Origin of the sequence: Hymenobacter sp. (genome assembly GCF_036388155.1) — a bacterium.
GTDB lineage: Bacteria > Bacteroidota > Bacteroidia > Cytophagales > Hymenobacteraceae > Hymenobacter.
In genome coordinates this window covers 26,777-50,602 of record NZ_DASVSI010000094.1, presented here as the reverse complement: position 1 = coordinate 50,602, position 23,826 = coordinate 26,777, and the positions used below count along the sequence as shown (strand labels likewise).

22 protein-coding genes are annotated in these 23,826 nt (G+C 61.7%); 9 read left to right on the top strand and 13 right to left on the bottom strand.

The window, feature by feature from the left end; all coding sequences use genetic code 11:
• The 5 genes from VF629_RS13145 to VF629_RS13125 all read right to left on the bottom strand — a co-directional run.
• On the bottom strand, positions 1-695 hold a 695-nt coding region (locus VF629_RS13145), incomplete at its 3' end, for a LytTR family DNA-binding domain-containing protein (RefSeq protein ID WP_331058942.1).
• A gap of 6 nt (positions 696-701) precedes the next feature.
• A complete protein-coding gene (locus VF629_RS13140) occupies positions 702-1,463 on the bottom strand; it encodes a sensor histidine kinase (protein WP_331058941.1) in 762 nt (253 codons plus the stop codon).
• Positions 1,438-2,013: a sensor histidine kinase gene (locus tag VF629_RS13135; RefSeq protein ID WP_331058946.1), complete on the bottom strand. Its 576-nt coding sequence runs from the start codon at positions 2,011-2,013 to the stop codon at positions 1,438-1,440. The genes VF629_RS13140 and VF629_RS13135 overlap by 26 nt, the downstream gene beginning before the upstream one ends.
• Before the next feature lie 51 nt (positions 2,014-2,064).
• The gene (locus tag VF629_RS13130; protein WP_331058940.1) at positions 2,065-2,193 is read right to left on the bottom strand and encodes a hypothetical protein; all 129 of its coding nucleotides are present in this window, start codon (positions 2,191-2,193) and stop codon (positions 2,065-2,067) included.
• An 8-nt stretch (positions 2,194-2,201) separates the two neighbouring features.
• Positions 2,202-2,420, bottom strand: a complete 219-nt coding sequence (locus tag VF629_RS13125; RefSeq protein WP_331058939.1) for a hypothetical protein — start codon at positions 2,418-2,420, stop codon at positions 2,202-2,204.
• 443 nt (positions 2,421-2,863) lie between these two features.
• Between VF629_RS13125 and VF629_RS13120 the strand changes: the two genes are divergently transcribed.
• Positions 2,864-3,229 (top strand): hypothetical protein, encoded by a 366-nt coding sequence (locus VF629_RS13120; RefSeq protein WP_331058938.1) that lies wholly within the window; start codon positions 2,864-2,866, stop codon positions 3,227-3,229.
• A gap of 103 nt (positions 3,230-3,332) precedes the next feature.
• Here VF629_RS13120 and VF629_RS13115 read toward each other — a convergent pair whose 3' ends face one another.
• The 3 genes from VF629_RS13115 to VF629_RS13105 form a co-directional block, all read right to left on the bottom strand.
• Positions 3,333-4,577, bottom strand: coding sequence for a BamA/TamA family outer membrane protein (locus VF629_RS13115; protein WP_331058937.1), 1,245 nt, complete (start codon positions 4,575-4,577; stop codon positions 3,333-3,335).
• A gap of 113 nt (positions 4,578-4,690) precedes the next feature.
• Positions 4,691-5,002, bottom strand: coding sequence for a (2Fe-2S) ferredoxin domain-containing protein (locus VF629_RS13110; RefSeq protein ID WP_331058936.1), 312 nt, complete (start codon positions 5,000-5,002; stop codon positions 4,691-4,693).
• A 95-nt stretch (positions 5,003-5,097) separates the two neighbouring features.
• On the bottom strand, positions 5,098-5,505 hold the full coding sequence (locus VF629_RS13105; protein ID WP_331058935.1) for a metalloregulator ArsR/SmtB family transcription factor: 408 nt from the start codon (positions 5,503-5,505) through the stop codon (positions 5,098-5,100).
• A 100-nt stretch (positions 5,506-5,605) separates the two neighbouring features.
• Here VF629_RS13105 and VF629_RS13100 point away from each other — a divergent pair, with 100 nt between their 5' ends.
• Together VF629_RS13100 and VF629_RS13095 are read left to right on the top strand one after the other, a co-directional pair.
• Complete coding sequence (locus tag VF629_RS13100) at positions 5,606-6,292, top strand: carboxypeptidase-like regulatory domain-containing protein (RefSeq protein WP_331058934.1); 687 nt, start codon at positions 5,606-5,608, stop codon at positions 6,290-6,292.
• Between the two features lie 205 nt (positions 6,293-6,497).
• A complete protein-coding gene (locus tag VF629_RS13095) occupies positions 6,498-7,877 on the top strand; it encodes an NAD(P)/FAD-dependent oxidoreductase (protein WP_331058933.1) in 1,380 nt (459 codons plus the stop codon).
• 285 nt (positions 7,878-8,162) lie between these two features.
• Here the strand turns inward: VF629_RS13095 and VF629_RS13090 are convergent, their stop codons facing one another.
• The 5 genes from VF629_RS13090 to VF629_RS13070 form a co-directional block, all read right to left on the bottom strand.
• Positions 8,163-9,449, bottom strand: a complete 1,287-nt coding sequence (locus VF629_RS13090) for a pitrilysin family protein (protein ID WP_331058932.1) — start codon at positions 9,447-9,449, stop codon at positions 8,163-8,165.
• 191 nt (positions 9,450-9,640) lie between these two features.
• Positions 9,641-10,894: a type IX secretion system outer membrane channel protein PorV gene (gene porV / locus VF629_RS13085; protein WP_331058931.1), complete on the bottom strand. Its 1,254-nt coding sequence runs from the start codon at positions 10,892-10,894 to the stop codon at positions 9,641-9,643.
• Positions 10,895-10,943: 49 nt separating this feature from the next.
• Positions 10,944-14,990, bottom strand: a complete 4,047-nt coding sequence (gene porU, locus VF629_RS13080) for a type IX secretion system sortase PorU (RefSeq protein ID WP_331058930.1) — start codon at positions 14,988-14,990, stop codon at positions 10,944-10,946.
• A 139-nt stretch (positions 14,991-15,129) separates the two neighbouring features.
• The gene (locus VF629_RS13075; protein ID WP_331058929.1) at positions 15,130-15,825 is read right to left on the bottom strand and encodes a CDP-alcohol phosphatidyltransferase family protein; all 696 of its coding nucleotides are present in this window, start codon (positions 15,823-15,825) and stop codon (positions 15,130-15,132) included.
• Positions 15,826-15,940: 115 nt separating this feature from the next.
• The gene (locus tag VF629_RS13070; RefSeq protein ID WP_331058928.1) at positions 15,941-16,582 is read right to left on the bottom strand and encodes an MBL fold metallo-hydrolase; all 642 of its coding nucleotides are present in this window, start codon (positions 16,580-16,582) and stop codon (positions 15,941-15,943) included.
• 320 nt (positions 16,583-16,902) lie between these two features.
• Between VF629_RS13070 and VF629_RS13065 the strand changes: the two genes are divergently transcribed.
• From VF629_RS13065 to VF629_RS13040, 6 genes are all read left to right on the top strand, one after another.
• The gene (locus VF629_RS13065) at positions 16,903-17,979 is read left to right on the top strand and encodes an FAD-binding oxidoreductase (protein WP_331058927.1); all 1,077 of its coding nucleotides are present in this window, start codon (positions 16,903-16,905) and stop codon (positions 17,977-17,979) included.
• Positions 17,980-18,161: 182 nt separating this feature from the next.
• The gene (locus VF629_RS13060) at positions 18,162-21,509 is read left to right on the top strand and encodes a hypothetical protein (protein ID WP_331058926.1); all 3,348 of its coding nucleotides are present in this window, start codon (positions 18,162-18,164) and stop codon (positions 21,507-21,509) included.
• A 170-nt stretch (positions 21,510-21,679) separates the two neighbouring features.
• The gene (locus VF629_RS13055) at positions 21,680-22,348 is read left to right on the top strand and encodes an ABC transporter permease (protein ID WP_331058945.1); all 669 of its coding nucleotides are present in this window, start codon (positions 21,680-21,682) and stop codon (positions 22,346-22,348) included.
• Between the two features lie 21 nt (positions 22,349-22,369).
• A complete protein-coding gene (gene ccsA, locus VF629_RS13050) occupies positions 22,370-23,125 on the top strand; it encodes a cytochrome c biogenesis protein CcsA (protein WP_331058925.1) in 756 nt (251 codons plus the stop codon).
• Positions 23,115-23,357, top strand: a complete 243-nt coding sequence (locus VF629_RS13045; protein ID WP_331058924.1) for a CcmD family protein — start codon at positions 23,115-23,117, stop codon at positions 23,355-23,357. Before ccsA ends, VF629_RS13045 begins: the two co-directional genes overlap by 11 nt.
• A 40-nt stretch (positions 23,358-23,397) precedes the next feature.
• Entirely contained in the window at positions 23,398-23,826 is a 429-nt protein-coding gene (locus VF629_RS13040; RefSeq protein ID WP_331058923.1) for a cytochrome c maturation protein CcmE, read from the top strand.

Here is a 23,826-nt window from a genome sequence, read left to right as displayed (position 1 = left end):
GGGCGGAACAGCGGGCCGATGGGCAGCTCTTGCTGGGCAATTTCGATGTGGCGGGCGCTGTAGGTCCGAATCTTGTCCAGGGCCACGATGAAGGAGCGGTGAATGCGCAGGAAATTGCTGACCGACCGCTTTTCCCCCATGCCGTTGATGGTTTGCTTCACCACCAGCGGCGGGCCCGCCAGGCGGTGAATCTTCACGTAGTCCTTCAGCCCTTCCACGTACAGGATGTCGCGCAGCACCACCTTCACCATCTTGCGGTCGATGCGCAGGTACAGAAACGCTTCGGGGTTGGCGGCGTAGGCCGGGGCCGGGGTGGCGGCCGCAGCGGCGGGCGCGGCCGGGGCAACGGGGCTGGCTTTGGCCACGGCTTTGAGGAAGCGTTCGAGCGAGATGGGCTTGAGCAGGTAGTCGGCGGCGTCGAGCTCGAAGCCCTCGTAGGCGTACTCGCGGTAGGCGGTGGTGAAGATGACCTGCGGCGGGTGGCGCAGGCTGCGCAGGAGGTCGGTGCCCAGCACCTTGGGCATCTTGATGTCGAGAAACAGCAGGTCGATGGGCCGTTCTTGCAGCACGTGAAAAGCCTGCACGGCGTTGCCGCAGCAGGCCACCAGCTCCAGGTGGGCCACTTCCCGGATGTGGGCGGCGAGCACCTCCAGGGCGGGGGGCTCGTCGTCAACCAATAAGTATTGTAGTTTCATGGCCGTTCAGGAATCGGCGGACAGGAGCTGAGCTGGGCTCACGGGGACGAGGGCTGGCTTGGCGGGTGTTAAGCGCAGGTGCAGCACCACCAGGGTGTCGGGCTCGGTCATCACCCGCATTTCGTGCTGGTTGGGGTAGAGGCGCACCAGCCGCTCGCGGATGCTGCCCAGGTCGGCGGCGGCCACCTCGGGGCCCACGTTGGGGTAGCTGCTGCTGACTTTGAAGGCAAGGCAATGCGGCTTGGCCACCAAATCGATGCTCACCCACGAGCATTCCAGCGCGGGCTGAGTGGCGTGCCGAAACGCATTTTCCACGAAGGGCAGCAGCAACGGGGCCACGGCGTGCAGCTCGAGCGGCTCGCTGAAGTTGAGCGACACGTCGATGCCCGCGCCCAGGCGCAGGCGCTCCAGGGCCACGTAGTTGCGCATCATGTCCACTTCGTCGGCCAGGGGCACGGCGGCCTGCGGGCTTTCGTAGAGCATGTAGCGCAACAAGGCCGACAGGTGCAGCACCGCCGCGGGCGACTCCGGCGACTTCTGGGTGGTGAGGGCGTGCAGCGTGCGCAGCGTGCTGAACAGAAACGGCGGCTGCGGCTGCGACTTGAGCAACTCCAGCTCGGTGCGCAGCCGCTGCTCCTCAAGCTGCACGCGCAGCTGCCGCTGCCAGTAGTTCACCCCCTTGACGGCACAAGGCAGTCCACCCGTGGCCAGCACGGCAAAAACCCAAAGCTCAAGCTTCCTGTCAATATTTTCCACTGAAAGGGCCACGCTGGCTGCTCGCCAAATAAGCGCGGCAACCACACGTACTTGAAGGCCGCGTATAATAGCTCCGACAGCACCGCAGCCGATGCCGCGCGTTGCGCAAGCCAATGCCGGCGGAAGAAGCCAGAGCAAGGCCCGCGTTTTTGGTGTTGGTGATGCGGCACGTGAACCAACCTCTCTCCACGCCGAGCTCAAGGCGAATGCGGGCCAGCCCCACCTGCTCGGCCGAACCGTGCTTGAACGCATTTTCCAGCAATGGCAGCAGCGGCAGCGGCAGCGGCGCAATGCGGCCCGACGCCGGCAACTCGCCCACCGCTAGCTCCAGCCGCAGCCGAGAGCCATAGCGCAGCTGCTGCAAAGCCAAGTAGTTGCGCAGCAGGTGCAGCTCGGTGCGCAGGCCCACCCACGGGGCGTGGCCCTGCTCCACCACAAAACGCAGCAGGCCCAGCAAGCGGGCCACCACTTCGGGGGCCTCGTCGGCCTGCCGCAACGTTAGCGCATACAGGTTGTTGAGGGTGCTGAACAAGAAATGGGGATTAATCTGGGTTTTGAGCAGTTGCAGCTGGGCCCGATAATTCTCGCGGACGAGGCGGGCGTTGGCAAGGTCCTACTGCTGCCACTGCCGGTACACCCGCAGGCTGGCGGCCGCGCCCATGGTCACGAGCGGAGGCATCAGAGAACCCGAAGAAAACACCCGGTGAATGTCCGTAAAACCGCTCCTGAGGTCCTCGTTCATTGGCACGACTACCCAATACCGAAACGCGTAGTGCAACGCATAAGCCAGCCCGGACCGGCTACCAGCCGGTCCAGCAGGCGCCCCTCTCCCTCGCCTTGCCAGAGGGCGGGCGGCACGCCGTAGAGCAGCAGGTAGGTGGGCGGCATAAACGAGAGCTGCAGCACCACGGTGTTGCGCGCCGCCACGCGCCAGCCGGCGTGAGGTGGATGCTGTGCAGGAACGTCCACACCATGAAGCCGCCGCTGGTTAGCCAAAACAGCCCGTGGCGCAACCAGAAATGCTCGTCTATCGCGTGCAGGGCTTTGGCCAGCCCCCGTTTTCTCGTCTGTGCCATAGCCGATGGGTGTAGTAGCGCGAACTAAATGTACCGCTTTGCCCACAGGCATCATGCAACTAATCAGCTTTATAGACAAACGACCAGCCACCGTCGACCAACGACAAAAAGCACGATTTGTCTTCGGTGCCGCACCGTATTGGCGCGCCCGGCAGCCACTGGGCGAATAAGCAAGCGGACGCCGCCGGAAAAGCCCTCCTTTGCTTTCGTCAACGCCGCCAACCACTTCCTCGGTGCGCTCACCATCGCCGGCGAACGGCCTTAACCAAAGCAGCGGCTGCGCCCCCTCTCGCGTCTTTACACACCTTTCAATCACCCCTTTAACTCTCACATCTCATGAAAACGCGCCTCTTTTTCTGCATGTCCCTGTTTCTGCTCCTCAACTGCGGTACCGCGCTAGCGCAGACTGCTCCAAATGCTTCTTCAGCAACGGGCTACTGGAACACCGAGACCAACCTCACCACCCGCGACTACACCATCGTGCGCTTCTACAACGACCAGGACCACCTGTTGTACCAGGAGCGGCTCGATGGCGTCTGCCTCGACCTGAGCCGGCGCCGGGTGCGCCGCCGCACGTCGGCCAAGCTCAACGCGGCACTGCAGCAGGTGCTGCAAGACCCCAGCGCCAGCCGCAGCCTCAACTTGGTGGCCCAGCAATTGGGCACTGCCCAGCGCACGCCGCGGGCCTACGCGGCCCGCTGAGGCCGCCAGCAACCGACGCTTCACCCGCTGTTTTTCTGCACAAAAAAGCCTTCCTGCATGCAGGAAGGCTTTTTTGTGCAGCGCAATGCGTGGACCTGATTTTCTAGAAGGCCTCGCCAATGGCGAAGAGGAAGCCCGGGGCGCTGCCAGTACCGGCGGCGTAGTCGAGGCGCAGGTTTACGCGGTCGCGCCGCAGAAAATTGAAGCGGATGCCGGCCCCACCGGCGTACTTGGTGTTGCTCAGGCCGAAGTTGTCGATGGAGTTGGCCACGTTGCCCACGCCGCCGAACACGGCCCCGTCGATGCGCCAGAACAGCTTCTGCCGCAGCTCGGCCTGGAACATTATCATCTGGCGGTCGCGGAAGCGCTGCTCGTAGATGCCGCGCAGCAAGTTGGCGTTGTTATAAAGCGTGCCGCCCAGGTTGGCGCCAATGCCGGCCAGCTCCCGAAACGGCACTTCGCCGGTGTGTAACTGCCCCAGAAACTGGGCGGCCAGAATGGTGCGGTTGGAACCGATGGGCTGGAAGTGGCGGGCGTCGAGCTGGTAGCGCACAAAGCGGTAGTCGGAGCCCAGCCCGGTTCCGTTGAACGTGACGCCAAAGTCGAGCAAATCACCTTTGAAAGCTGCTAGGGGCACGTCGCGCGTGTCGTAGGTGATGACCGGGCCCAGGCCCGACACGCGGGTGTCCTGCCGCTCGCGGGGGCTCACTTCCGGGTCGCGCAAAAACACGTTCACGTTGGTGCCCACGGCGTCTACTGTGCCGTCCGGCACCGAGATGTTGCGCACGTTGGTGAGGCGGTATTGCGCGCCGAAGAACAGCTTGGGCGCAATCTGTTTCTGCAGGCGTTGGTTGATAATGAACAGCTTGTACTCCGTTTCCGACTCGTCGTCGCGGGAAGTGTTGGGCCCCACGCCGTAGTAGTACAGCAGGATATCGTACGCGCTGATTTCGCCGTTGAGGTAGAACTTCTCGCCGGGCGTGTACACCGTGTGCACCAGCTGCGTCAGCGACTGGCCCTTTTGGGTTTGCCAATACTGCACCCGGGCGTTGGACGGCCGCGTGAGGGTGTCTTCGGAAAACCGGCCGCTGAGCAGCCCGCCGGCGCCGTAGCCCAGGCCGGTTTCGGCTTGGTAAAAAATAACCGGAATGGGTAGCAACGTCAGGCGCCCATCTTTTCCCAACTGACCGAACGATTTCGGTCCCCGCACCTGGCTGGCCAACGGGGCCAGCCCCGCGCCGGGCGCCTTGGCCGACGCCGCATAGGTGGAATCGGAAGGCGCGGCCGGCTGAGCGGCGGCGGCGAAAGTCAGCCCGGAAAGGACCAGAGCTGCAAAAAAGAGGCGCATGTGTAGGGGATAAGATTCTTTACGATAGCCTAACAACGGATTAGCTACCATTACGGTTAGAAACGGCCCGCCGCCGTTCTCGAATTACACGCTTCCGAGAATTTATTGCACCCTTAATCCAAGTGCAAGCGCTTGAGCACGCGGCCCCGGCCGAAGTGTTCGGTCACCAGTTCGGCCACGTCGCCGGGGCGCACGTTGCCATATTCTATCCCTTCCGGATACACGATGAGGGCTGCGCCGGGCCCCTTCTTACACTTCTTACACAGGTCCAGGCAATTGCAGGTTTGCACGTGGTTGCGCCACTTGCTGCCGTCGATGTCCTGGCTCTTCAAGCCCTGGGCGCGCAATTCCTTTTTCAAGGCTTTGGCCACGTCCTCCCCCACCCCAGACTTTTGCTTCACGCACACAAACAGGCGCCGGTCCATAGTTTATAAGTTTATGAGAGTAAGAGGGCAAAGGGCAGGCAGGGCTGACCATCGGGGTCTGCGGCAGATGAGGCTAATTACGACGCCTCTTCCTCCTACCCTCCTACCCTCCTACCCTCTTCGCCGGTCCAGTGCCGGTTTTGCAGCTTATACGCGGCCAGCTCGCGGTTCGACCACAGGGTCTGGTACACTTGTTGGTCACGCACGAGTTGCGGGTCCTTTTCCATGTAGGCAAGCAACTCCTGCAGCAGTTCCACCGCCTCTTCTTTCAGAAAGTAATACATCCAGTTATCCAGCCGGCGCATGCTCACCAAGCCGGCATTCTTCAGGTAGGCCAGCTGGCGGCTGGTTTTGGTTTGGGTGAAGTCGAGCACTTGCTCCAAATCGGCCACCACCATTTCGCGGTTGCGCCACAGCAAATGCAGGATGCGCACCCGGCTCTCGTCGCCCAAAGATTTAAAAAGTTGCTGCCCAAAAGCAACCGTGAAATGTTTCAAGCGCATCTGCTGTCTAGGAAGGGACGAACGTCCTTCGTTCTTTCCGTTCAAAGGTACCATCGGCCCCGAACCCGGCGCCGTATATTTGTCAACCTGCTCCTCGAACATGCCTGATTTCTTGCGCCTTCATCGCTTCTCCTTGTTTTTTACCGTGGCCCTGCTGGGCTTGCTGTTCCTGGCCGCTCCGGAGGCGCGTGCCCAGGGCAAGCGCAAGGTGATTCAGTTCACCGGCATCGTGGCCAGCGGCGACAGCCTGCTGGGCGTGCCCGGCGCGTCGGTGTACGTGCCCAAGGCCGGCCGCGGCACCACCTCGAACGCCTACGGCTACTTTTCGCTGGCCGTGCTGGCCGGCGACAGCGTGGTGATTCGCTCGCTGGGCTACACCAACCAAACCATCATCATTCCGGCGGACTACCAGCGCCAGAGCTACTCCGTCATCATTACCATGCAGGAAGACGCCACCCTGCTGGGCGAAGTGCGCGTGTTTCCCTACACCACCGAGCGCGACTTCAAAAAGGCGTTTCTGGCCCTGCGCCTGCCCACCGAGCGCGGCAGCGCCGCCGCGGCCAACCTGAACGAGGAGCTGATGAACCGCATTTTCCGGACCCAGCCCATGGGCGCGGTGGCCAACTTCCGCCAGGCCATGTCGACGCAGCAGTACGACTACGAGCGCCGCCAGGGCATGGCCCCCAACCAATACACCAACAACCCGCTGCTCAACCCCTTCAGCTGGCTGCAGCTGATTCAGCAGGTGAAAAACGGGGAGTTCAAGAAGAAAAACAACGACGACTGAGCCCACAGATTGAACGGATTTCAGCGGATTGAACGGATTTTTTGGGGTTGCCGGGCCACTACCGTAAGCCTTTTTAACGGCTTGATTGTTATTGGTCTACTGGATGCGCGGACTTTTTGCCCCGGCTGCTAGCGTCAAGCTGAAAGTAGTCGGCAACCACAAAAAATCCGTTCAATCCGCTGAAATCCGTTCAATCTGTGGTCCTATGGATACCAATCTCCCCGTTTCGTCACAGCCCCGCGTGGTTATCATCGGTTGCGGCTTTGGCGGCCTGCGGCTGGCCAAGTCGCTGCGCCACGCGCCGGTGCAAGTCGTAGTAGTCGACCGCAACAACTACCACAACTTCCAGCCGCTGCTCTACCAGGTAGCCACCGGCGCCCTCGAAGCCGACAGCATTGCCTACCCCATCCGCAAGATTTTTGCCGGCCAGAAGAACTTCTTCTACCGCATGGCCGACGTGCAGCGCGTAGACCCGGCCACCAACACGGTGCACACCAGCGTGGGCGACATTCACTACAACTACCTGGTGCTGGCCACCGGCTCGCTCACCAATTTCTTTGGGCTGGAAAGCATTGAGCGCAACGCCATGCAAATCAAGAGCATCCCCAATGCCTTGAACCTGCGAAGCTTCATTTTCCAGAACTTCGAAAAAGCTCTGCTCACCGAAAACCCCACTGAGAAGCAGGCCCTGATGAACATCGTGGTGGTGGGCGGCGGCCCCACGGGCGTGGAAATCAGCGGCTCCTTGGCCGAGATGCGCAAGCACGTGCTGCCGAAGGACTACCCCGAGCTGGACTTGCGGGCCATGCAGATTTTCCTGGTCGAGGCCGGCGGCGAGTTGCTGGGGCCCATGTCCAAGGCTTCGCAAGCCGACGCCAAGCGCTACCTCGACGAGTTGGGCGTGAAAGTGCTGCTCAACACCTCCATTAAGAAGTTCGAAGACTGCCGGGCCTACTATTCGGACACCGAGTTCATTCCGACCGAAAACCTGGTGTGGGCCGCCGGCGTGAACGGCGCCGAAGTCCCCGGCCTGCCTGCCGAAGTGGTGGCCCGCAACAAGCGCATCAACGTGAATCGCTGGAATCAGGTGCAGGGCTTTGCGAACGTCTTCGCCATCGGCGACGTGGCCAACATGATAACCGACGACATGCCCCGCGGCTTGCCCATGCTGGCGCCCGTGGCCCAGCAGCAAGCCGACCACCTGGCCGACAACCTGCAGCGCCTGCTGCGCGGCGAAACCCCGGTGGACTTTGTGTACAAGAACAAGGGCTCGATGGCCATCGTGAGCCGCAACAAAGCCGTGGTCGACCTGCCCGGCAACGTTCACTTCAACGGTATTTTCGGGTGGGCCACGTGGCTATTCGTGCACTTGATGACGCTAGTAGGCTTCCGCAACAAGGTTGTCGCCTTCGTCGACTGGGCCTTTAGCTACTTCAGTTCCGACCAGGCCCTGCGCCTCATCATTCGCCCCTTCAGCCGCAAAGACATGAAGGACGACCAAGGCAAGAAAAAAGCCGAACACCGCACCGCTACGGCGGAATACAACCCCACGCCGCCAGCCATTCAGGCCCCGGTGGGTGGTTGATGACTGCAGAAACTGCCGCTTGCGGTTGGTGTAGCAGGTAAGTTTCCTGTAACTTCAGTAATAATGGAAAAGCCCTCGCGACTACCGAGGGCTTTTCCATTGGTTGTTTTATTAAAGCGGTTTAGGATTGTCGCTTGCCGGTCCGACGCCCTAGGCGTCCGACCGGTCGTCGGTCCACGGTCCTGTGGGTATCGTGTTTGCGGCAACCGGTCCGACGCCTAGGGCGTCGGACCGGACGGAGCCGACTTGCTAAACAGCTCCTTAGTTATTATAATTCTTTGTGCCTTAATCGGCTGGGCCAGCAATGACTATTTGCATCGCATTCGGGTCGAGGTAATGCTGGGCTAGTTGGCGCAGCGTCTCTGCATCAACGGCTTCGGTTTGCTGCACGAATTGGGTGTAGTAGTCAGCCGGCAAGTCCAAGAACACGAGGTTTTTGTACTTGTCGCACTGCTCGAACACCGTGGATATCTCGTTGGCAAACTTGCCCAAGATGTAGTTCTTTACCGTTTCCAACTCCTCGGCCGGAATGAGTTCTTCCTGCAGGCGGCGCATTTCCATCTGGATTTCGCTCACCGCAAAGTCGGCACTTTCGCCTTTCACGTCGGTGCCGATGACTAACGAGCTGCCGTGCTCGCGCGGGGCCACGCTAGCGTAAATGCCGTAGGTCAAGCCCTTGTCTTCACGAATGTTGCGCATCAGGCGCGAGCCAAAATACCCGCCAAACACGTTCACCAACAGCTTGAGCCGGTGCGTGTCGGGGTGGGTGAGGCCGGGCCACAAACGGCCCATGCGGATGGAAGCCTGCAAGCTGCCCGGCACCGCCACCCGGTCGGGCCCGGATACCACGCTGGCATTTGCCGACTCGCTAGCCACCGCCTGCTTCGTGGGCTGCCCGTTTGTCAAAGGCGTACCGAAGGCAGTAGCCACCAAAGCCTGCTCAGCGGCGACGTCGCCGCACAAGAAAATTTCGGCATTGCTCAGCGCATAAGCAGCGTGGTGAAACGCTTGCGCCTCGGCAGCGGTGAGGGCTTGGTAGGTATCGGCGTCGAAGGGCCGGCCATACGCGGTATCGGCCCCAAAAAGCAACTCATTGAACCGCTCCGAAGCCAGGAAACTGGTTTTCTGACGTTCGACGCTTACGTTTTGAATGGTGCGGGTTTTCAGCTGCTGCAACTCCGCTTCGGGGAAGGCAGGATTGGCCGGCACATCGGTCACCAGGGGCAGCAGTACGGGGAGGTGCCGGGTGAGGCAATACAGCGTCAGGGTGGAGCGGTCGAAGCCCGCGTCGCACTCCAACGAAGCACCGTAAAAGGCCACTTCATCGGCAATCTGACGGGCAGTGCGGGTGGTGGTGCCCTCCAACAGCATGCGGGCAGTAAGGGATGCCAGGCCGGGGCGGGGCTCCACGGTTTTGCCGGCCCGGAAGACCAGTTGCAGGCGCACCACGGGTTGGGCATCGTTGGCCAGCACGTGCAGGCGGGCGCCGCTGGGAAGGGTGGTAACGTTGGCCGCTGGCAGGGTCACGCGGGCCAGCGGCTGAACGGGGGGAGCGACGGTGCGGTCGAGCATATGGAAATGCAGTGATGAGAGTGATGAGGTAAGGCGCTGTGCCGGAGCAAAGCCAGTTAAAAACAACGTCATGCTGAGCGCAGTCGAAGCATCTCGCCCGTGATAGTAAATGATTACTACTACGGGCGAGATGCTTCGACTGCGCTCAGCATGACGTTCTTGGGCCGCGGTGCGCAGCCCAGACAACCGGATTAGTTGGTGGGCGTTTCGCCGCTGGTGCCACCGACGCCGCTTTCTTCAAAAGCGTCGGCCAGCTTGTTGAGGTTGAAGTGCAGCGACACCCGGATGGTTTGAGCCAGGGGGTTGTTTTGGGAGCCGTCGCCGGTGGGCACCAGGTAGGTGCCGTCGATGCCGAATACCTGGTAACGCACGCCTAGGCCCAGGCTCACGTACTGGCGGTCGCCTTTGTCGGGGGCTTCGTAGAAGTATCCGCCGCGGGCGTAGAGCAGGTCGTTGTAATTGTACTCCAAACCACCCGAAAGGTTGATTTCGCGCAGCTCTTCTTTGAACCCGCCCGGCGCGTCGCCGAACGAGGAGAAGATGCCACTCACAATGTTTTGGTCGTTGCGCTCCTGGTTTCTCTGACGAATGCGCGCAAGGCGCGCGGTGGTTGCAGGCTGAAGTTCGTTGGCCGGGGCGTCCTCGTAGTATGGCGAGGGCACCAGCAGCTTCGAAGCGTCGAACACCAACGTAATTTTATTGTACTGGTCAATCTCGCGGGTGATGGCCGTGCCCAGCTTCAACGTAGTGGGCAGGAAGCTGGGATTGTTGGGGTCGACGTAAGTAATCTTGTTGCCGATGTTTGTGACCGACCCGCCAAAAGCCAGGTTGTAGAGGCCCGTGCCGATGGTGGCGTCTTTGGAATAGTAAGCGCCCAAGTCCACCGCCGCAGCTTGGCCAGGCCGGGCATCGTTGCCGTTGATGGCCCCAACCAAGTTGGAGCGGATGTAGCGGGCCGTCACGCCCACCCCAAAGTTGTCGGTCAGTTGCTGGCCGTACGACACTGCAAGGGTGTACTCTTTGGGGCTAAAGGTGCCATACGGCCGGTTGTCGGCGTCGCGGTAGTCGATGGTGCCCAAATCAAAATACATCATTGACACGCCCAGCGCCGAGCGCTGCCCAATCTTGCCGTAGCCGGAAAGGTAGGAAATGCTCATGTCGTCGGTGATGTTGCGCAGCCACGGCGAGTAGTTGAGCGACGCCGCGTACTTGTAGGGCACAAACCCCAGCTTGCCAGGGTTGAAGTACGACGAGTTGGCATCGGGCGAAGTAGCAACCCCGGCATCGCCGAGCGAGGACGAGCGAGCATCCGGCGCCAGCGTGAGCACGGGCACGGCCGTGGTGATGGTCCGGGGGTCTTGGGGACGTTGGGCGTGAGCCGCGGTCGACACGGCTAACGAACCGGCGAGCAGCGCCCAGCGCGAACGGGAAGAGAGAGGTTGCATAGAAGGAGAAAGAGAGCCATGCGCGGCTCCGGGCGCAAATAGAATCGAATTAATTGAGAATGACGAGTTTTTCGTACTTCGAAGCCGTCGTCCCTTTTTGCGGCGACCGCACGCTGAGGCGGTACACGTACACACCGCGGGCGAGTTGGTCATTGAATTCGTCGCGGCCGTTCCAGGTGATGCTGCGCTGCTGCACGTCGGACGTGGGCACCGTGGCGGTGAGGGTGCGCACCAAATGGCCGGCTACGGTAAATATCTGCACTTGCACGTCCAGGGTGCCGGGCTCGGCGCCGCCCTGGTTGTGTTCGAAGAAGAACGTAGTGGAGTTGGCAAACGGATTGGGGTAGTTCAGTACGTGGCTCAGGGCCAGCTTTTCGTCGTTGGCCACCACGAACTCAATTTGCCGCTCGGCCGAGTTGTTGTACGTATCCCAGGCCTTCAACGTGAGCGAGTGCGGCCCGGTCGGCAGGTCTTTGAAAAGATTGTTGACCCGGCCCGAGCGGAAGTCGCCCACCTCCGACACGTAGCTCTCGTTCAGTACCAACAGCTTGCTGGGGTCGTTGTCGAGCACGGCCGTAATGTCGTGGCCAATGCCCGTGCCTGTGGTATTGATGCCGCTCTCGTCGGTGAGCTTAGCGAGCAGCGTGGTATTTTGCCCGGTCAGGCCGCCAAACGCAAACGACTCACTGTCCATGAACAAGTTGATGACTGGCGGAATGCTGTCCAATGGCACCCCGCGGGCGGCGCCGCCCACCGGCTTAAACTGGTAGCCCTGGGCGTCTACCCGGCGGGTACCGTCGTAGGCATACAAGCTGATTTTGCCCAGGCCGGCGTTGTAGTTGATGTCTTTCGGCACCACAAAGGTCAGGTTGAACTCGCCGTTTTTCACTTCGGCCTGACCGCCGTAAATAACGCTTTCCTGAATGACCACCGGCCGCGGGGCGTCGGCAGCGCTTTTGCTCGCCTCGTCGCCAAGGGTCATCACGGTCGTCGGCTTGTCGAAAATCGTGACCTGGGCGCGGCCGGTAAAGTTGGCGTTCAGGGTGCCATTGTTCAGCAAGCGCCCGCGCAGCCGCACCCGGGCCAATGCCCGCAGGGTGTCGGCCGGCTCCCAAGCATTGTTCACACGCTGGTTCACGCTGTCGAGTACCACCGACTGGTTGGGATAGGCCAGCGTCATGCTCGGGTCGGCCAGCAGCACGTAGTTGCGGTTGTTGATGACGCCCGGCTGGCCGGCGCCAGGGTAGTCGTTTTTGCTGAGCATCACCACCGTACCAATGTTGGGCATGGCCCCGTTGATGGGGCGCAGCACCCGGTTGATGTAGGCCTGGTTCAGCCCGGCATTCTGGCCGGCGTCTACCACCCGGGTGGTGGTGAAGAGGCCCACGGCGCCGCCGGTAGCATTGTCCGTCAGGGCTTGCTCACCGGCCGAGGTGAAGTCGGGGTTGTCGTAGGTGCTAAAATCGCAGGTGCCGGTGGTGAAGAACGTGAGGTTGTTGGGGTTGCGCAGCCCCAGCACCGACTCATTGGTGATAATCTGCTCGTCGGTCCAGCCCTTTGGGCCCCCGTGGCCCAGATAGTTCACAATCAGCGAGCCTTGCTCCACCGACTGGTCGATGGCCCGGCTGGCGCCAGGCGACCGTTGGCCCGCCGCTACGCTTTGCTGGGGGTACAAGTCCAGGTACACCTTGTGCACGTTGTAGGCCGGGTAATCGCGCTGAATTGTCCGGGCAATTGGTTCGGAGCCTTGCCCTACAAACAGGTCCCCGTTGCCATCGTCCGACACCAGCGTAATGCGGTTGCGCCACTTGCCATATCCCGCCGTCGCGTCGTAGCTGATAATCTTGTCGACCACCACTTTGGCTTGCTCCGAATCGGTGGGCTTGCCTTTGGGCGTGCGAACGGGCAGCCGGCCCACCCCAATGTCGAGCAGCTCGGTGCCGGGCCGCTGCTCGTCCCACTCGCCTTCGTTGTCGTCGAGCAAGGCGTAGTAATCATCGGAGGCATAGGAGGCCTGCCCAAAAGCACCGCCGTAGAACGGCGCCAGCGACTCGCGCGACTGATAAGTCGGCACGAAGTTCTGGTTGAATTTGTCGAAGTCCCCGTCGTTTTTGAACGGCACCCGCGTCCTCCACCACGCGGGCCACAAGGCGTCTTGGGGCGGCGGGTTGTAGTAGTCGGACTTGTAGTCATACGACGCATCGCCGAACAGCAGCAGTTGCAGGGGCTTGCCACTCGTCCGGTTGTCGCGCGAATACAGCTGCCGCATCAGGTCGCGAATGGCCGTCACGTCCTGCCCGCCCGAGCCGTACTCGTTATACACTTCGGCGGTGGTCACCACGGCCGCCCGAATGTTGTCGCGGCTGATGCGGTGGTTGGCCAGGCGCAAGGCTTGCCCTTTGAAAGCCGGATAGGTCACAATCACCAAATCGAGCAGCGCGCCGGGGTTGCTGTTCAGGGCGTGCAGGTCCTGGTTTTGCACCCGGCCGAAGTAGCGGGGAGCTTTGAAAGTCCCGGTGGGTTGGAAGGCCACAAACTCGCGCACCGTGTCGGCCGGCGCCACAAAGCTGCCCGCATTGAGGGGCCGAGCCACCGGGCGGCGCGGATTGGTGACGTCCCACACCACCACGCCCGCGGTGGCGTTGTCCAGCACGTATCGGTTCAGGGCTGCGGGGCCGATGTTGGCCAACGTGCGAAACTCCAGCTGGGAGCCGCTAAAGCGCAGCTGCCGCTGGGCGTTGATTTCGAGGTAGTCGAGATAGCCGCTGCTGATGGGGTCGGTGCTGGCAAAGGTTAGTCCCACTTTCAACTCCGTACCAGGGTTGGGAAGCGCCGCCTGCTTAGTAGAAGTATTAACGGTAGCAACTGCGCCAAAATCATAGTTTGGCCGGGCGTCCAGCCCCTGGGACCCCAATGATACCCCATTCAACGTCAGCTGAAAAGAACTGGGATTGTCCGAGCGGGCCACTAGCGAAGCAGTCACGCGCACCGGAATATTGGGCAGCAGGTCGGGAATGTTAGCAAACTCAACTTCTTTCCGTTCGCCGTTACCAAAGGTTTCTCCCAGCCAATTACGCCCCGAACCAGCCCCTGCTGGTCCGTATTTATTGAGCATATTGATGAGGTCGTACTCGTGGAAAGCGCGGTAGTTGAACGTCGTAACGTTGGGAGTAGTTGGCGTGGCGGCGAGGGCAGCAGCTATGGGCACCCGCCGGCCCGCCGTGCCCTTCACGGTGACGAAATAATAAGTCGTGTCGGTGTAGATGTTGTTGCGGTGCCGGAACAAGCCGCCCTGCGCCTCCCAGGTGTGCGCCCCGGGCGAGTAGAACAGGAAGTATTCGTCGTCGTCGAAAACGTTGTTGTTGTTGCTGCTCACAAACAGCACGTTGTTTTCGGCTATGTCGTCGGGCCGGGTTACGGCGTTGGCCTGGGGCAGCACGCCCATGGCGTTGCCGTAGATGCGCAGGTTATTGGGGTTGAGGCCTTGTACGTTGAGCCCCATGGTGCGCAGCGTGGCCTTGTCGAGCTTGTAGATGCCGCTTTCGGCCACGCCCATCTTAAACCATTCGCCGGTGGCCAACTCGGAGTGTTGGGCGTAGACGTGCGCCGTGGTGGCCGTGTTTCGGGCCGCCACGGCGCCAGCGGTGGGCGAGTAGTTGTAGTCGAACGAAACCAGGCGTTCGGGCTGGCCGGTTTGGGGGCTGCGGCGTACCGGGCGCACGCTGAGGTGCGTCACCACGCGCTTCATCTCGACGCCGGAAGTCAGTTGGGGCTCGGGGCCGGCCGGCAGCTTGCTCACGTTGAACAGCTTGGCGTCGGCGGCCGGGAAGGGCTCGTACACCAGGTTTGCTAGCTCGCCCTGGCTCGCGCCACCATTCAGGCGCAGGCTGAACCAACCCACCTGGTCCTCATAGGCCTGGTGCGCTTCCTCGAAGGTGGGCACTTTTTGCTTGCGTGGGCTCAGCGTGGGCACTTCCGCATAGCCGCCCCACCTGATGACGCCGTGGGCCGTGGCCGTCCCGCCTCCCTGCGAACGCGCCGGAGTAGCCCCCAAAATCAGTCCTGCAAACGCAACAAAGAGAAAAAATGGACGCATACACGCGGAGTTTTGCACTGGACTGAAGGCCGGCCGGCAGTGAGTGGTCTCGCAACAGCCCAGCGAGGCCGCAGGTTCACCCATAGCTGCTTCTTAACAACCAACTAACCTATTTATTGTGGTGGCTATATCGAAGTGTTTAGCGCGCCGCCGTTTTGGGTACCGACAGCAGCACGTAGAGCAATACTACCAGCGGCACGGCCGCCGCCCGCAAGGCTAGCAATAATCCTGCCGCCAACAACAAAAATAAAAAGCGGCGGCGGTTATCGGCCCATCGCAGGGTCTTAAATTTCAGGGCAAAGAGCGGGAGTTCCGCAATGAGCAAGCCCGACAGTAAGACGGTGAGTCCCAGCAGCAAGCCGGGATGCAGGATGACGGAAGCCAGCCCGTATTGGTCGTGCGCGAGGATGAGCGGCAGCGAGGCCACCACCAGTGTGCACGCCGGCGTGGGCAGCCCAATGAAGGACGTGGTTTGGCGGGTGTCGTTGTTGAATTTGGCCAGCCGCAGGGCCGAAAAGATGCTGACCACAAAGCCGGCATACGGCACCCACTCGGGCAGCCCGCCCGGCCCCGCGCCGCGAAGCAGCAGCTCGAAGAAAATAGCGCCCGGCACCACCCCAAACGACACCATGTCGGCCAGCGAGTCCAGGTCTTTGCCGATGGCCGACGACACGCGCAGGGCCCGGGCCAGCAGGCCGTCGGCAAAATCGGCCAGGGCGGCAAAGGCCACAAAGTAGGCGCCCATCTCCAGCCGCCCGGCAAATATGTGCGTGAGGGCCAAGCAACCGCACAACAAATTGAGGCAGGTAATGGCGTTGGGCAGGTGTCTTTTCATTTAAACAATTAACAGTTAACAGGTAACAATCAACCACTTCGTCATATCTCATGTCGCAGCATCACCCGGCGCCGCTGCGCGGTTGGATGAGCTGTTGACTGATAAATGTCAATTGTTAATTGAGAAAAGGATTTTCGCGCCGCTCTTCGCCCACGGTGGTGGCGGGCCCGTGGCCGGGGTACACCACCGTCTCGTCGGGCAAGGTCATCAGCTCGTGCGCAATGCTGTGCAGCAGCTCGGCGTGGTTGCCGCCCGGCAAATCCGTCCGGCCAATGCTGCGCTGAAACAGCACGTCGCCCCCGATGACGGTGGCCGTGGGCGCGTGATAGAACACCACGTGGCCGGGCGCGTGACCGGGCGTGAAGCGCACTTCCAACTCAGTTCCGCCGATGTGCACGGGCTGGCCGGCCACCAGCTCGCCGGTGGGTTCGGCGGGCTGGTACTGCGGGAAGCCATAGCTGCCGGCATAGGTGGGCACGGCCCGCAGGGTGGGCAAGTCGAAGCGGTGCAGCAGAAAGGGTGTGCCGGGCCAAGTGTCCAGCACAAACTGGTTACCGAGGACGTGGTCGATGTGGGCGTGGGTATTGAGGAGCAGCGTCACCCGCAAGTTGTTGGTGGTGATGTACTGTTGCAAGGCCTGCTGCTCGGCGGGGGCGTAGCAGCCGGGGTCCACCACCGCGCATTGCCGGGTGGCGTCGTCAATCAGCAGGTAGGTATTTTCGGAAAAAGCGTTGAAAGTGAATCCGACGACGGTCATACAAACGGGGGTAGCTGAGCAAGGCGGAAAGGTAAGGACGCTTTGCTTAATGACGAATGAGGAGTGAACAATGAAGAATTAGCTGGACGGGGATGGTCCCGCCCAGCGCAGCCAGAGCATCCCATTTGCCACCACCACTCTTTCACGATTGAGCGTGTGGATGAGCGGTGCCACCAACGCGCTGCGGAACGGCCGCGAATCATTCCACCACGTAAGAAGCTCCAGCCTCGCTTGGTCTGACTTTTTGAATAATTTTTCATTCTTCTAGATTGAGCAAATAGTCCTTCCTCATTAAGCGCAGCGTCCTTACCTTGCCCGGCATGACGGACTGTGACTTCCTCGTAGTTGGCCACGGGATTGCGGGCGCCACGCTGGCCTACGTGCTGCGCCAGCGGGGCCACCGCGTGCTGGTGTACGACCCTGGCCAGCCCAACTCGGCCTCCAACGTGGCGGCCGGCCTCATGAACCCGGTGGCCGGCAAACGCTTCGCCCTGAGCTGGCGCGCGGCTGAGCTGCTGCCGTTTGCGGGCACGTTTTACCGCGAGCTGGAGCAGCGCTACGAGCAAGCCTTCTTCTTTGAAACCCCGATTTTAAAAGTATTTGCCTCGCTGGAGGAGCAAAACTCCGTGCTGGCCCGCAGCGTCGACCGCCCCTGGGGCGACTTCGTGGCCGGTTTTGCCACCGCCGACCCTGGCTTAGTGGGCGTGCACGCCCCATTTGGCGGGGCTTGGCTGCAGCACGGCGGGCACGTGGCCGTACGCGAGCTGCTGGCTGCGCTGACTGCCGAGGGCACCCGCGACGGCTGGCTGCGCCGCGAAGCGTTCGACTGGAACCAGCTTGATAACAGCTCTGGCGAAGCCGTCTACGCCGGACAAGTGCGGGCGCGGCACGTCGTCTGCTGCGAGGGCGCGGCGGCGGTGCGCAACCCGTACTTCAGCTGGCTGCCCCTCACGCCCAACCAGGGCGAGGTGCTCGACGTGGACTGCGCCGGGCTTAGCGCGGCGCAGGTGCTCAACCGCGGGGCCTACGTGGTGCCCGTGGGCGACGGAAAGTTTCGCGTGGGCGCCACGTACCGGTGGCCGCCGTTTGCGGATGGGCCCACGGCGGTGGGGCGCGAGGAACTGGCCGCCCGCCTCACCGTCATCACCGACTTGCCGTTTGCGGTGCGCGAGCAGCGCGCCGGCGTGCGGCCCGCCGTGCGCGACCGCCGACCGCTGCTGGGCCCCCACCCTACCGTGCCGGCCCTGAGCTTCTGCGGGGGCTATGGCTCTAAAGGCGTGATGCTGGCGCCCCGATTGGCCGTGCTGCTGGCCGATTTCCTTGAGGGCCAGGACGAAATTTGGCCCGACGTGAGTGTAGAACGATACAACGCGTTGCGGCCAGTTGGCGTAATTTGAGTACTATTGGTACGGCCTCGGCGGCGGTGCGCATTCGTTTGCGGCTGCCGGCATACGCGGCTGCAACCTTTGCTCGTTAATTGCCTTTAGTACAGTACCGCGGGAGGGCCGAACTTTTTGCCGCGCGCCCAACCTTGTAGCCTTACTGCCGATTTGTTTTCGTCTTTGCTCGTTGCCTCTCTATGACCATTTCACTATTCACGAAACGCGCGCTGGGGGCTCTGGCGTTGCTGTTGCCGGTGCTGGGCTCGCCCACGGTCCAAGCCCAAACGGCGCAGGAGCCGTTCGGGCGGGTGCGCATTCAGTACAAGCAGTTCCGTTGGCAGCAGTTTAGCACCCAGAATTTCAACGTGCTGTACTACGACGGCGGCGAAGCCAGCGCGCGGCGCGCGGCCGAATACGCAGAAAAGGAGCTGCAGCGCATTACCGCGCTGATTGGGTACTACCCCTACTCCAAAACCACCATGCTGCTCTACAACTCGGTGGGCGACCTGCGGCAGAGCAACATCGGCCTCACGGCCACGCAGCAGCAGATAAACGGCGGCGAAACCCCGCTGGCCCGCATGAGCAAGGTGCAAATTGCCTTCACCGGCCAGGAAACCGAGTTCAAGCGCGTGCTCAGCACCCAGATTACCGAGGTGCTGCTCAACGACATGATGTACGGCGGCTCACTCAAGGAAGTGCTGCAAAGCAGCTACTTGCTCCAGCTGCCCGACTGGTTCATTGGCGGGGCTTCGGCCTACGCGGCCGAGGGCTGGAGCGTGGACATGGACGGCTTCATGCGCGACATGAGCAAGCAGCACCCCACCGGCAACCGCACGGCGCCCTTTTTCCTGCGCAACTCCACGCTGGCCGGCCAGAGCATCTGGAACTACGTGGCCGAGCGCTACGGCTACACCACCATCCAGAACATTCTGAACCTGACGCGCATCACGCGCGACGTGGAAGTGGGCATCAGCTCGTCGTTGAACGTGCCGTTTAAGGTGTTTTTGAAAGACTGGCTGGCGTACTACCGCGAGCTCAACGGCCAGCCCGTGGCCACGCTGGTGGAGCCCGACAAGCAATTCCGCCAGAGCGGCCGCAACCGCCACGCCGACGTGTTCTCGCAGCCGGTGGTGAGCCCCAACGGCCAACTGGTGGCCTACGCCCAGAACGAAGGCGGCCGCTACCGCGTGATGGTGATGAACCGCGACGGCTCGCGCCGCCGCATTCTGAGCCGCGGCGGCCACAAAACGCCTGACCAACAGATTGAAACCCGCCTGCCCGTCCTGGCGTGGCGCGGCAACTCGCAGGTGGCCGTGGCGGAGATGAGCCGCGGCGAAAGCGTGCTGCGCCTCCGCGACGCCGACGGCCGCGGCTTGGTACGCCGGGTGCGCGAGGCCATTCGGTTTTCGCGGCCAGCCTCGCTGTTTGCCGACTACGACCAGGTGCTGAGCATGAGTTACTCGCCCGATGGCAAGGCATTGGTCTACAGCGCCGTGCGCAACGGCCAGAACGACATCTACCTGCTGCGCGCCGGCAGCCGCAAAGCCGAACAGCTCACCAACGACTTGTTTGACGATGTGCAGCCCGTGTTCTTACCGGGCGGGCAGGGCGTTGTGTTCAGCTCGAACCGCTACCTCGACTCGACGGGCCAGGCCCGGCCGGCCACGTTCCAGAACGTGGTGAATAACTACGACCTGTTTGTGTATCAGCTGGACGGGCGCACTACCCCGGTGGAGACGCTGGTGAGCACCATCTCGAACGAGACGCGGCCCCGGGCCATTTCCGACGACGAAATCATGTACCTGGGCGAAGAAAGCGGCGTGCGGGCGATGTACCGCTACAACATCAAGACCAAGGAACGCACCCTGCTGTCGAACTGGCTGCCCAACACGCAGGACTTCGACTACAGCCCCCTGACCTCGGCCTTGGTGTTTGTGGCTCCGGCTCAGGCCCGCGACATCCTGTACGTGTACCCCACCTATCCGCTGCCCACGGCCCTGCCCCTCACCAAAACGGCCCGCCAGCAAACCCTGGAGGACCGTTCCGTGGCGCCAGCGCCCCGCACCGCTGCTCCCAAGCCAGCGCCCGCCCCCGCTCCGGCCCAAGTCATACCAGATACCACGGCGGCTGGCCGCGTGGCCACCACTCCCACGCCCGTACCCCCCGACTCGACTGCAACGGCTCCCGCCGTTGGCACGCCTGCGGCCCCAACCGAACCTGCCAAAACCAGCGGCACGGTGAACACCAGCGACTACCAGTTTGAAGAGGATGAGCCGGTGCAGGCGTCAGCCGCTAAGCGCCGGCGCCTCACGCCCACCGCGGCTTCCAACGCCGCCGCCGCTCAGGCGCAGGCCCAGGCCGCCGCACCGCCTCTGACGGGTCCTTTCCGCTACGACACGCGCTTTATGGCCGACAACGTGTCGACGGCCCTGTACGTGGACCCGCTGCTGGGCCTCGGCTTGCAGTTCAAAGCAGCGCTGACCGATGTGCTTGAAAACCAGCGCATCGACGCCAGCTTGTTCGGCCTGTTCGACCTGCGCACCAGCAACATCCGGGCGGCGTACACCAACCTCACCAAGCGCTACGACTGGGGCGTGGCTTACCAAAAGCAAGCCTACTTCTTCGATATTGGCACTGAACGCTACCGCTACGGCCGCCACGAAATAGCCCCCAACATTGCCTACCCGCTCACGCACAACCTGAGCGTGCGCGGCGGCCCCCGCTTCGTCAACATTTCCCGTACCCGCCTGGGCGATGCTTCCACCGTGTTTGACCAGAGTGAAAATTACATCGGCTACAACGGCGAGATTGTTTTTGACAACAGCGTTGCCACGGGCGTGAACATGGTGACGGGCACCCGCCTGAAAGCCAGCGTGCTCAACATGAGCGGCATAAACAACAGCAACCTGAACTACGGCAAGTTCGTGGTTGACTTGCGGCACTACCAGAAAATAAGCCGTTCCATCGTGTGGGCCAACCGGGCCAGCTACGGGCAGTTTTTTGGCCCCCGGGCGCAAATTTTCCGCATCGGCGGCATGGACAACTGGCTGAATGCAGACTACGAAGGCCCTCGCTTCGCAAGGGGCCCGGACAACATCACCTACGATGCGCCCGACCAAGTATTCAATCAGGAATTTGTTACCAACCTGCGGGGATTCGACTACGGAGTTCGTCAGGGCCCGCGTTATGTGCTGTTCAATAGCGAGCTGCGCATTCCCATTGTGCAATATTTTGCTCGAAAGCCCATTTATTCCGGCTTCTTCCGCAACCTGCAGCTTACCGGCTTTGCCGATGCGGGCACGGCATACTCGGGCAGTTCTCCTTTTGGCACCGACAATTCCTCGAATACGCAAGTCAAATTTCCGCCCGGCAACTTTTTCTCGGCCACGGTGGTCAACTTTCGCAACCCCTTCCTCATTGGCTACGGCGTGGGCGCCCGCACCACCTTGCTGGGCTTTTACGGCAAAGCCGACGTGGCCTGGGGCCAACGAGACGAACAGGTGAGCGGCCCGAAGTTCTATTTCACGCTGGGTTACGACTTCTAACCGCAGTTACCAAGCTTTCACTCAGCGCCACCGGAGATGCTCCGGTGGCGCTGTTGTTTGAGGTGGGTGCGTAGCCCTCCCGAGGCTGGACTTTACTGCTGGTTATTCATCCGTCCCGGGCGGGTTCGGTCGTATCTTTGCGGCCTGAAACCAACCCTTAGCCTGTGGCGCTGCTCCGCGAAATTTCCACCTTGTTAGCCAAAGACTTCCGCCTCGAATGGCGGCAGCGCGCGGCGCTGGGCGGGCTGTTGCTGTACGTGGGCAGCACGGTGTTTGTGTGCTTTTTGAGCTTCAGTTTGCGCGGCGGCGTGCCCCCGGCCCCAGCCTGGAACGCGCTGCTGTGGGTTATCCTGCTGTTTGCGGCCATCAACGCGGTAGCGAAGGGGTTCATGCAGGAAAGTGCCGGGCAACGGCTCTATTACTATACGCTGGTGCGGCCCCAGGCCATCATTCTGGCCAAGATGCTCTATAACGCCCTCCTCCTGTCGGTGGTGGCGCTGCTGGGCCTGTTTCTCTACACGGTGTTCCTCGGCAACCCCATTCAGGACGGGCCGCTGTTTGTGGGCAACCTGCTGCTGGGCGCCGTGGGGTTTGCCACCACGCTCACGCTGGTGTCGGGCATTGCGGCGAAGGCCGGTGGCAACGGGGCTACCCTCATGGCCGTGCTTGGCTTCCCGGTGATGGTGCCCATGCTCCTGCTGCTCATTAAGGTGAGCAAAAACGCACTGGATGGCCTGGATTGGAGCGTGAGCCAAGGCTCGGTGCTCACGCTGGTGGCCCTCAACATGATAGTGGGCGCCACGTCGTACCTGCTGTTCCCTTTTTTATGGCGCGGCTAATTTATTATTACTAAATACATTATGAGTACAGCAGCAATCATCGGCAGTATATCGGGCGTGGCCATGACGGTGGCGGGCGTGTGGGGCGGGCAGCGGCTCATCGAGCAGCGCACGCCCGGGCTGGTGTGGAAGGCCCTCACGGTACTGCTCCTGCTTGGGGCGTCGGCGGTGGGCATTCTGATTTCGGTGCCGCGGCTGCCCATCGTGAACGAAAGCATTCGGAACCTGTTTTTCCACGTGCCGATGTGGTTTTCGATGATTATGGTGCTGCTGGTGTCGGTGTGGTATTCCGTTCGCTACTTGCGCGCGCCCAGCGAGCGGCTGGATGTGCTGGCTCATGAGGCGGCCAAAACCGGCATTGTGCTGGGCATGCTCGGCTTGGCTACTGGCAGCGTGTGGGCCAAGTTCACCTGGGGTGCCTGGTGGACGCCCGACCCGCGCCTGAACGGGGCGGCCGTGGCCATGCTCATCTACGGCGCCTACCTGGTGCTGCGCGGCTCCTTCCGCGACGAGCAGCAGCGGGCCCGCGTCTCGGCCATCTACAACATTTTTGCCTTCGCGGCGGTCATTCCCTTGCTGTTCATTTTGCCGCGCCTGAGCGGTCCGTCGTTGCACCCCGGCCAGACCGGCAACCCCGGCTTCAGCCAGTACGACCTCGACAACACCATGCGGCAGGTGTTTTACCCCGCCGTTCTTGGTTGGATTTTGTTTGCCTTCTGGCTTACCCAGGTTAGCAGCCGCTTTGCTTTCCTGAAATTGAAACACGATGAAAATTAAGTTCTCGCCGCGCTTCGCGGCCCTGCTCCTGCTGCTGACGACCTGCTTGCTCAGTGCCCCCCGCGCCTTCGCCCAAGCCGCCACGGAGCCCGAGATGGCCGACAACCTGCGCGCCAACGGCAAAATCTACGTGGTGGTGGCCGTGGTGGTGGTCATCGTGGCGGGCTTGCTGGCTTACCTCATTATGCTCGACCGCAAAGTGAGCCGGCTGGAGCAAGAAATAAAGAAATAATCGGGCACCCTGCCCCCGTTTACGCTGTTACCTAGTTGATATGAAGAAGTCGCACATTTTCATCATGGCCATCATTGCGGTGGCCGCCGCCATCATCCTCAGCACCACTGCCGATGCCAGCGTGTACGTAGGTTTCGGCGAGGCCCGGCAGCGCGCCGCCGAGGGCAACACCACCAAGGTGCACGTAGTAGGCAAGCTGCTGCGCGATGGGCAGAAGCGCCCCTTGGGCTTGGAGTACGACCCCATGAAAGACCCCAACTATTTTGCCTTCACGCTGATTGACACCCTGAAAGTGGCCCAGCGCGTGGTATACAATAACCCCAAGCCTCAAGATTTCGACTCTTCCGAGCAAGTGGTTATCACCGGCAGCATGAAAGGCAACGTCTTCATGGCCGACAACATTTTGCTGAAGTGCCCCAGCAAATACGTGAAAAAGGACTTGGACGGGGCCACGGCTTCCATCAACTAA

What these genes read in the sequence shown, in the direction of transcription:
- VF629_RS13075 (WP_331058929.1), bottom strand. Translation starts at nt 15,825, where the DNA reads ATGAAAAGACACCTGCCCAACGCCATTACCTGCCTCAATTTGTTGTGC.
- VF629_RS13110 (WP_331058936.1), bottom strand. Translation starts at nt 5,002, where the DNA reads ATGGACCGGCGCCTGTTTGTGTGCGTGAAGCAAAAGTCTGGGGTGGGG.
- porV (WP_331058931.1), bottom strand. Translation starts at nt 10,894, where the DNA reads ATGCAACCTCTCTCTTCCCGTTCGCGCTGGGCGCTGCTCGCCGGTTCG.
- VF629_RS13040 (WP_331058923.1), top strand. Translation starts at nt 23,398, where the DNA reads ATGAAGAAGTCGCACATTTTCATCATGGCCATCATTGCGGTGGCCGCC.
- VF629_RS13115 (WP_331058937.1), bottom strand. Translation starts at nt 4,577, where the DNA reads ATGCGCCTCTTTTTTGCAGCTCTGGTCCTTTCCGGGCTGACTTTCGCC.
- VF629_RS13105 (WP_331058935.1), bottom strand. Translation starts at nt 5,505, where the DNA reads ATGCGCTTGAAACATTTCACGGTTGCTTTTGGGCAGCAACTTTTTAAA.
- VF629_RS13095 (WP_331058933.1), top strand. Translation starts at nt 6,498, where the DNA reads ATGGATACCAATCTCCCCGTTTCGTCACAGCCCCGCGTGGTTATCATC.
- VF629_RS13070 (WP_331058928.1), bottom strand. Translation starts at nt 16,582, where the DNA reads ATGACCGTCGTCGGATTCACTTTCAACGCTTTTTCCGAAAATACCTAC.
- VF629_RS13060 (WP_331058926.1), top strand. Translation starts at nt 18,162, where the DNA reads ATGACCATTTCACTATTCACGAAACGCGCGCTGGGGGCTCTGGCGTTG.
- VF629_RS13065 (WP_331058927.1), top strand. Translation starts at nt 16,903, where the DNA reads ATGACGGACTGTGACTTCCTCGTAGTTGGCCACGGGATTGCGGGCGCC.
- VF629_RS13090 (WP_331058932.1), bottom strand. Translation starts at nt 9,449, where the DNA reads ATGCTCGACCGCACCGTCGCTCCCCCCGTTCAGCCGCTGGCCCGCGTG.
- VF629_RS13045 (WP_331058924.1), top strand. Translation starts at nt 23,115, where the DNA reads ATGAAAATTAAGTTCTCGCCGCGCTTCGCGGCCCTGCTCCTGCTGCTG.
- VF629_RS13120 (WP_331058938.1), top strand. Translation starts at nt 2,864, where the DNA reads ATGAAAACGCGCCTCTTTTTCTGCATGTCCCTGTTTCTGCTCCTCAAC.
- VF629_RS13100 (WP_331058934.1), top strand. Translation starts at nt 5,606, where the DNA reads ATGCCTGATTTCTTGCGCCTTCATCGCTTCTCCTTGTTTTTTACCGTG.
- porU (WP_331058930.1), bottom strand. Translation starts at nt 14,990, where the DNA reads ATGCGTCCATTTTTTCTCTTTGTTGCGTTTGCAGGACTGATTTTGGGG.
- VF629_RS13130 (WP_331058940.1), bottom strand. Translation starts at nt 2,193, where the DNA reads ATGAACGAGGACCTCAGGAGCGGTTTTACGGACATTCACCGGGTGTTT.
- ccsA (WP_331058925.1), top strand. Translation starts at nt 22,370, where the DNA reads ATGAGTACAGCAGCAATCATCGGCAGTATATCGGGCGTGGCCATGACG.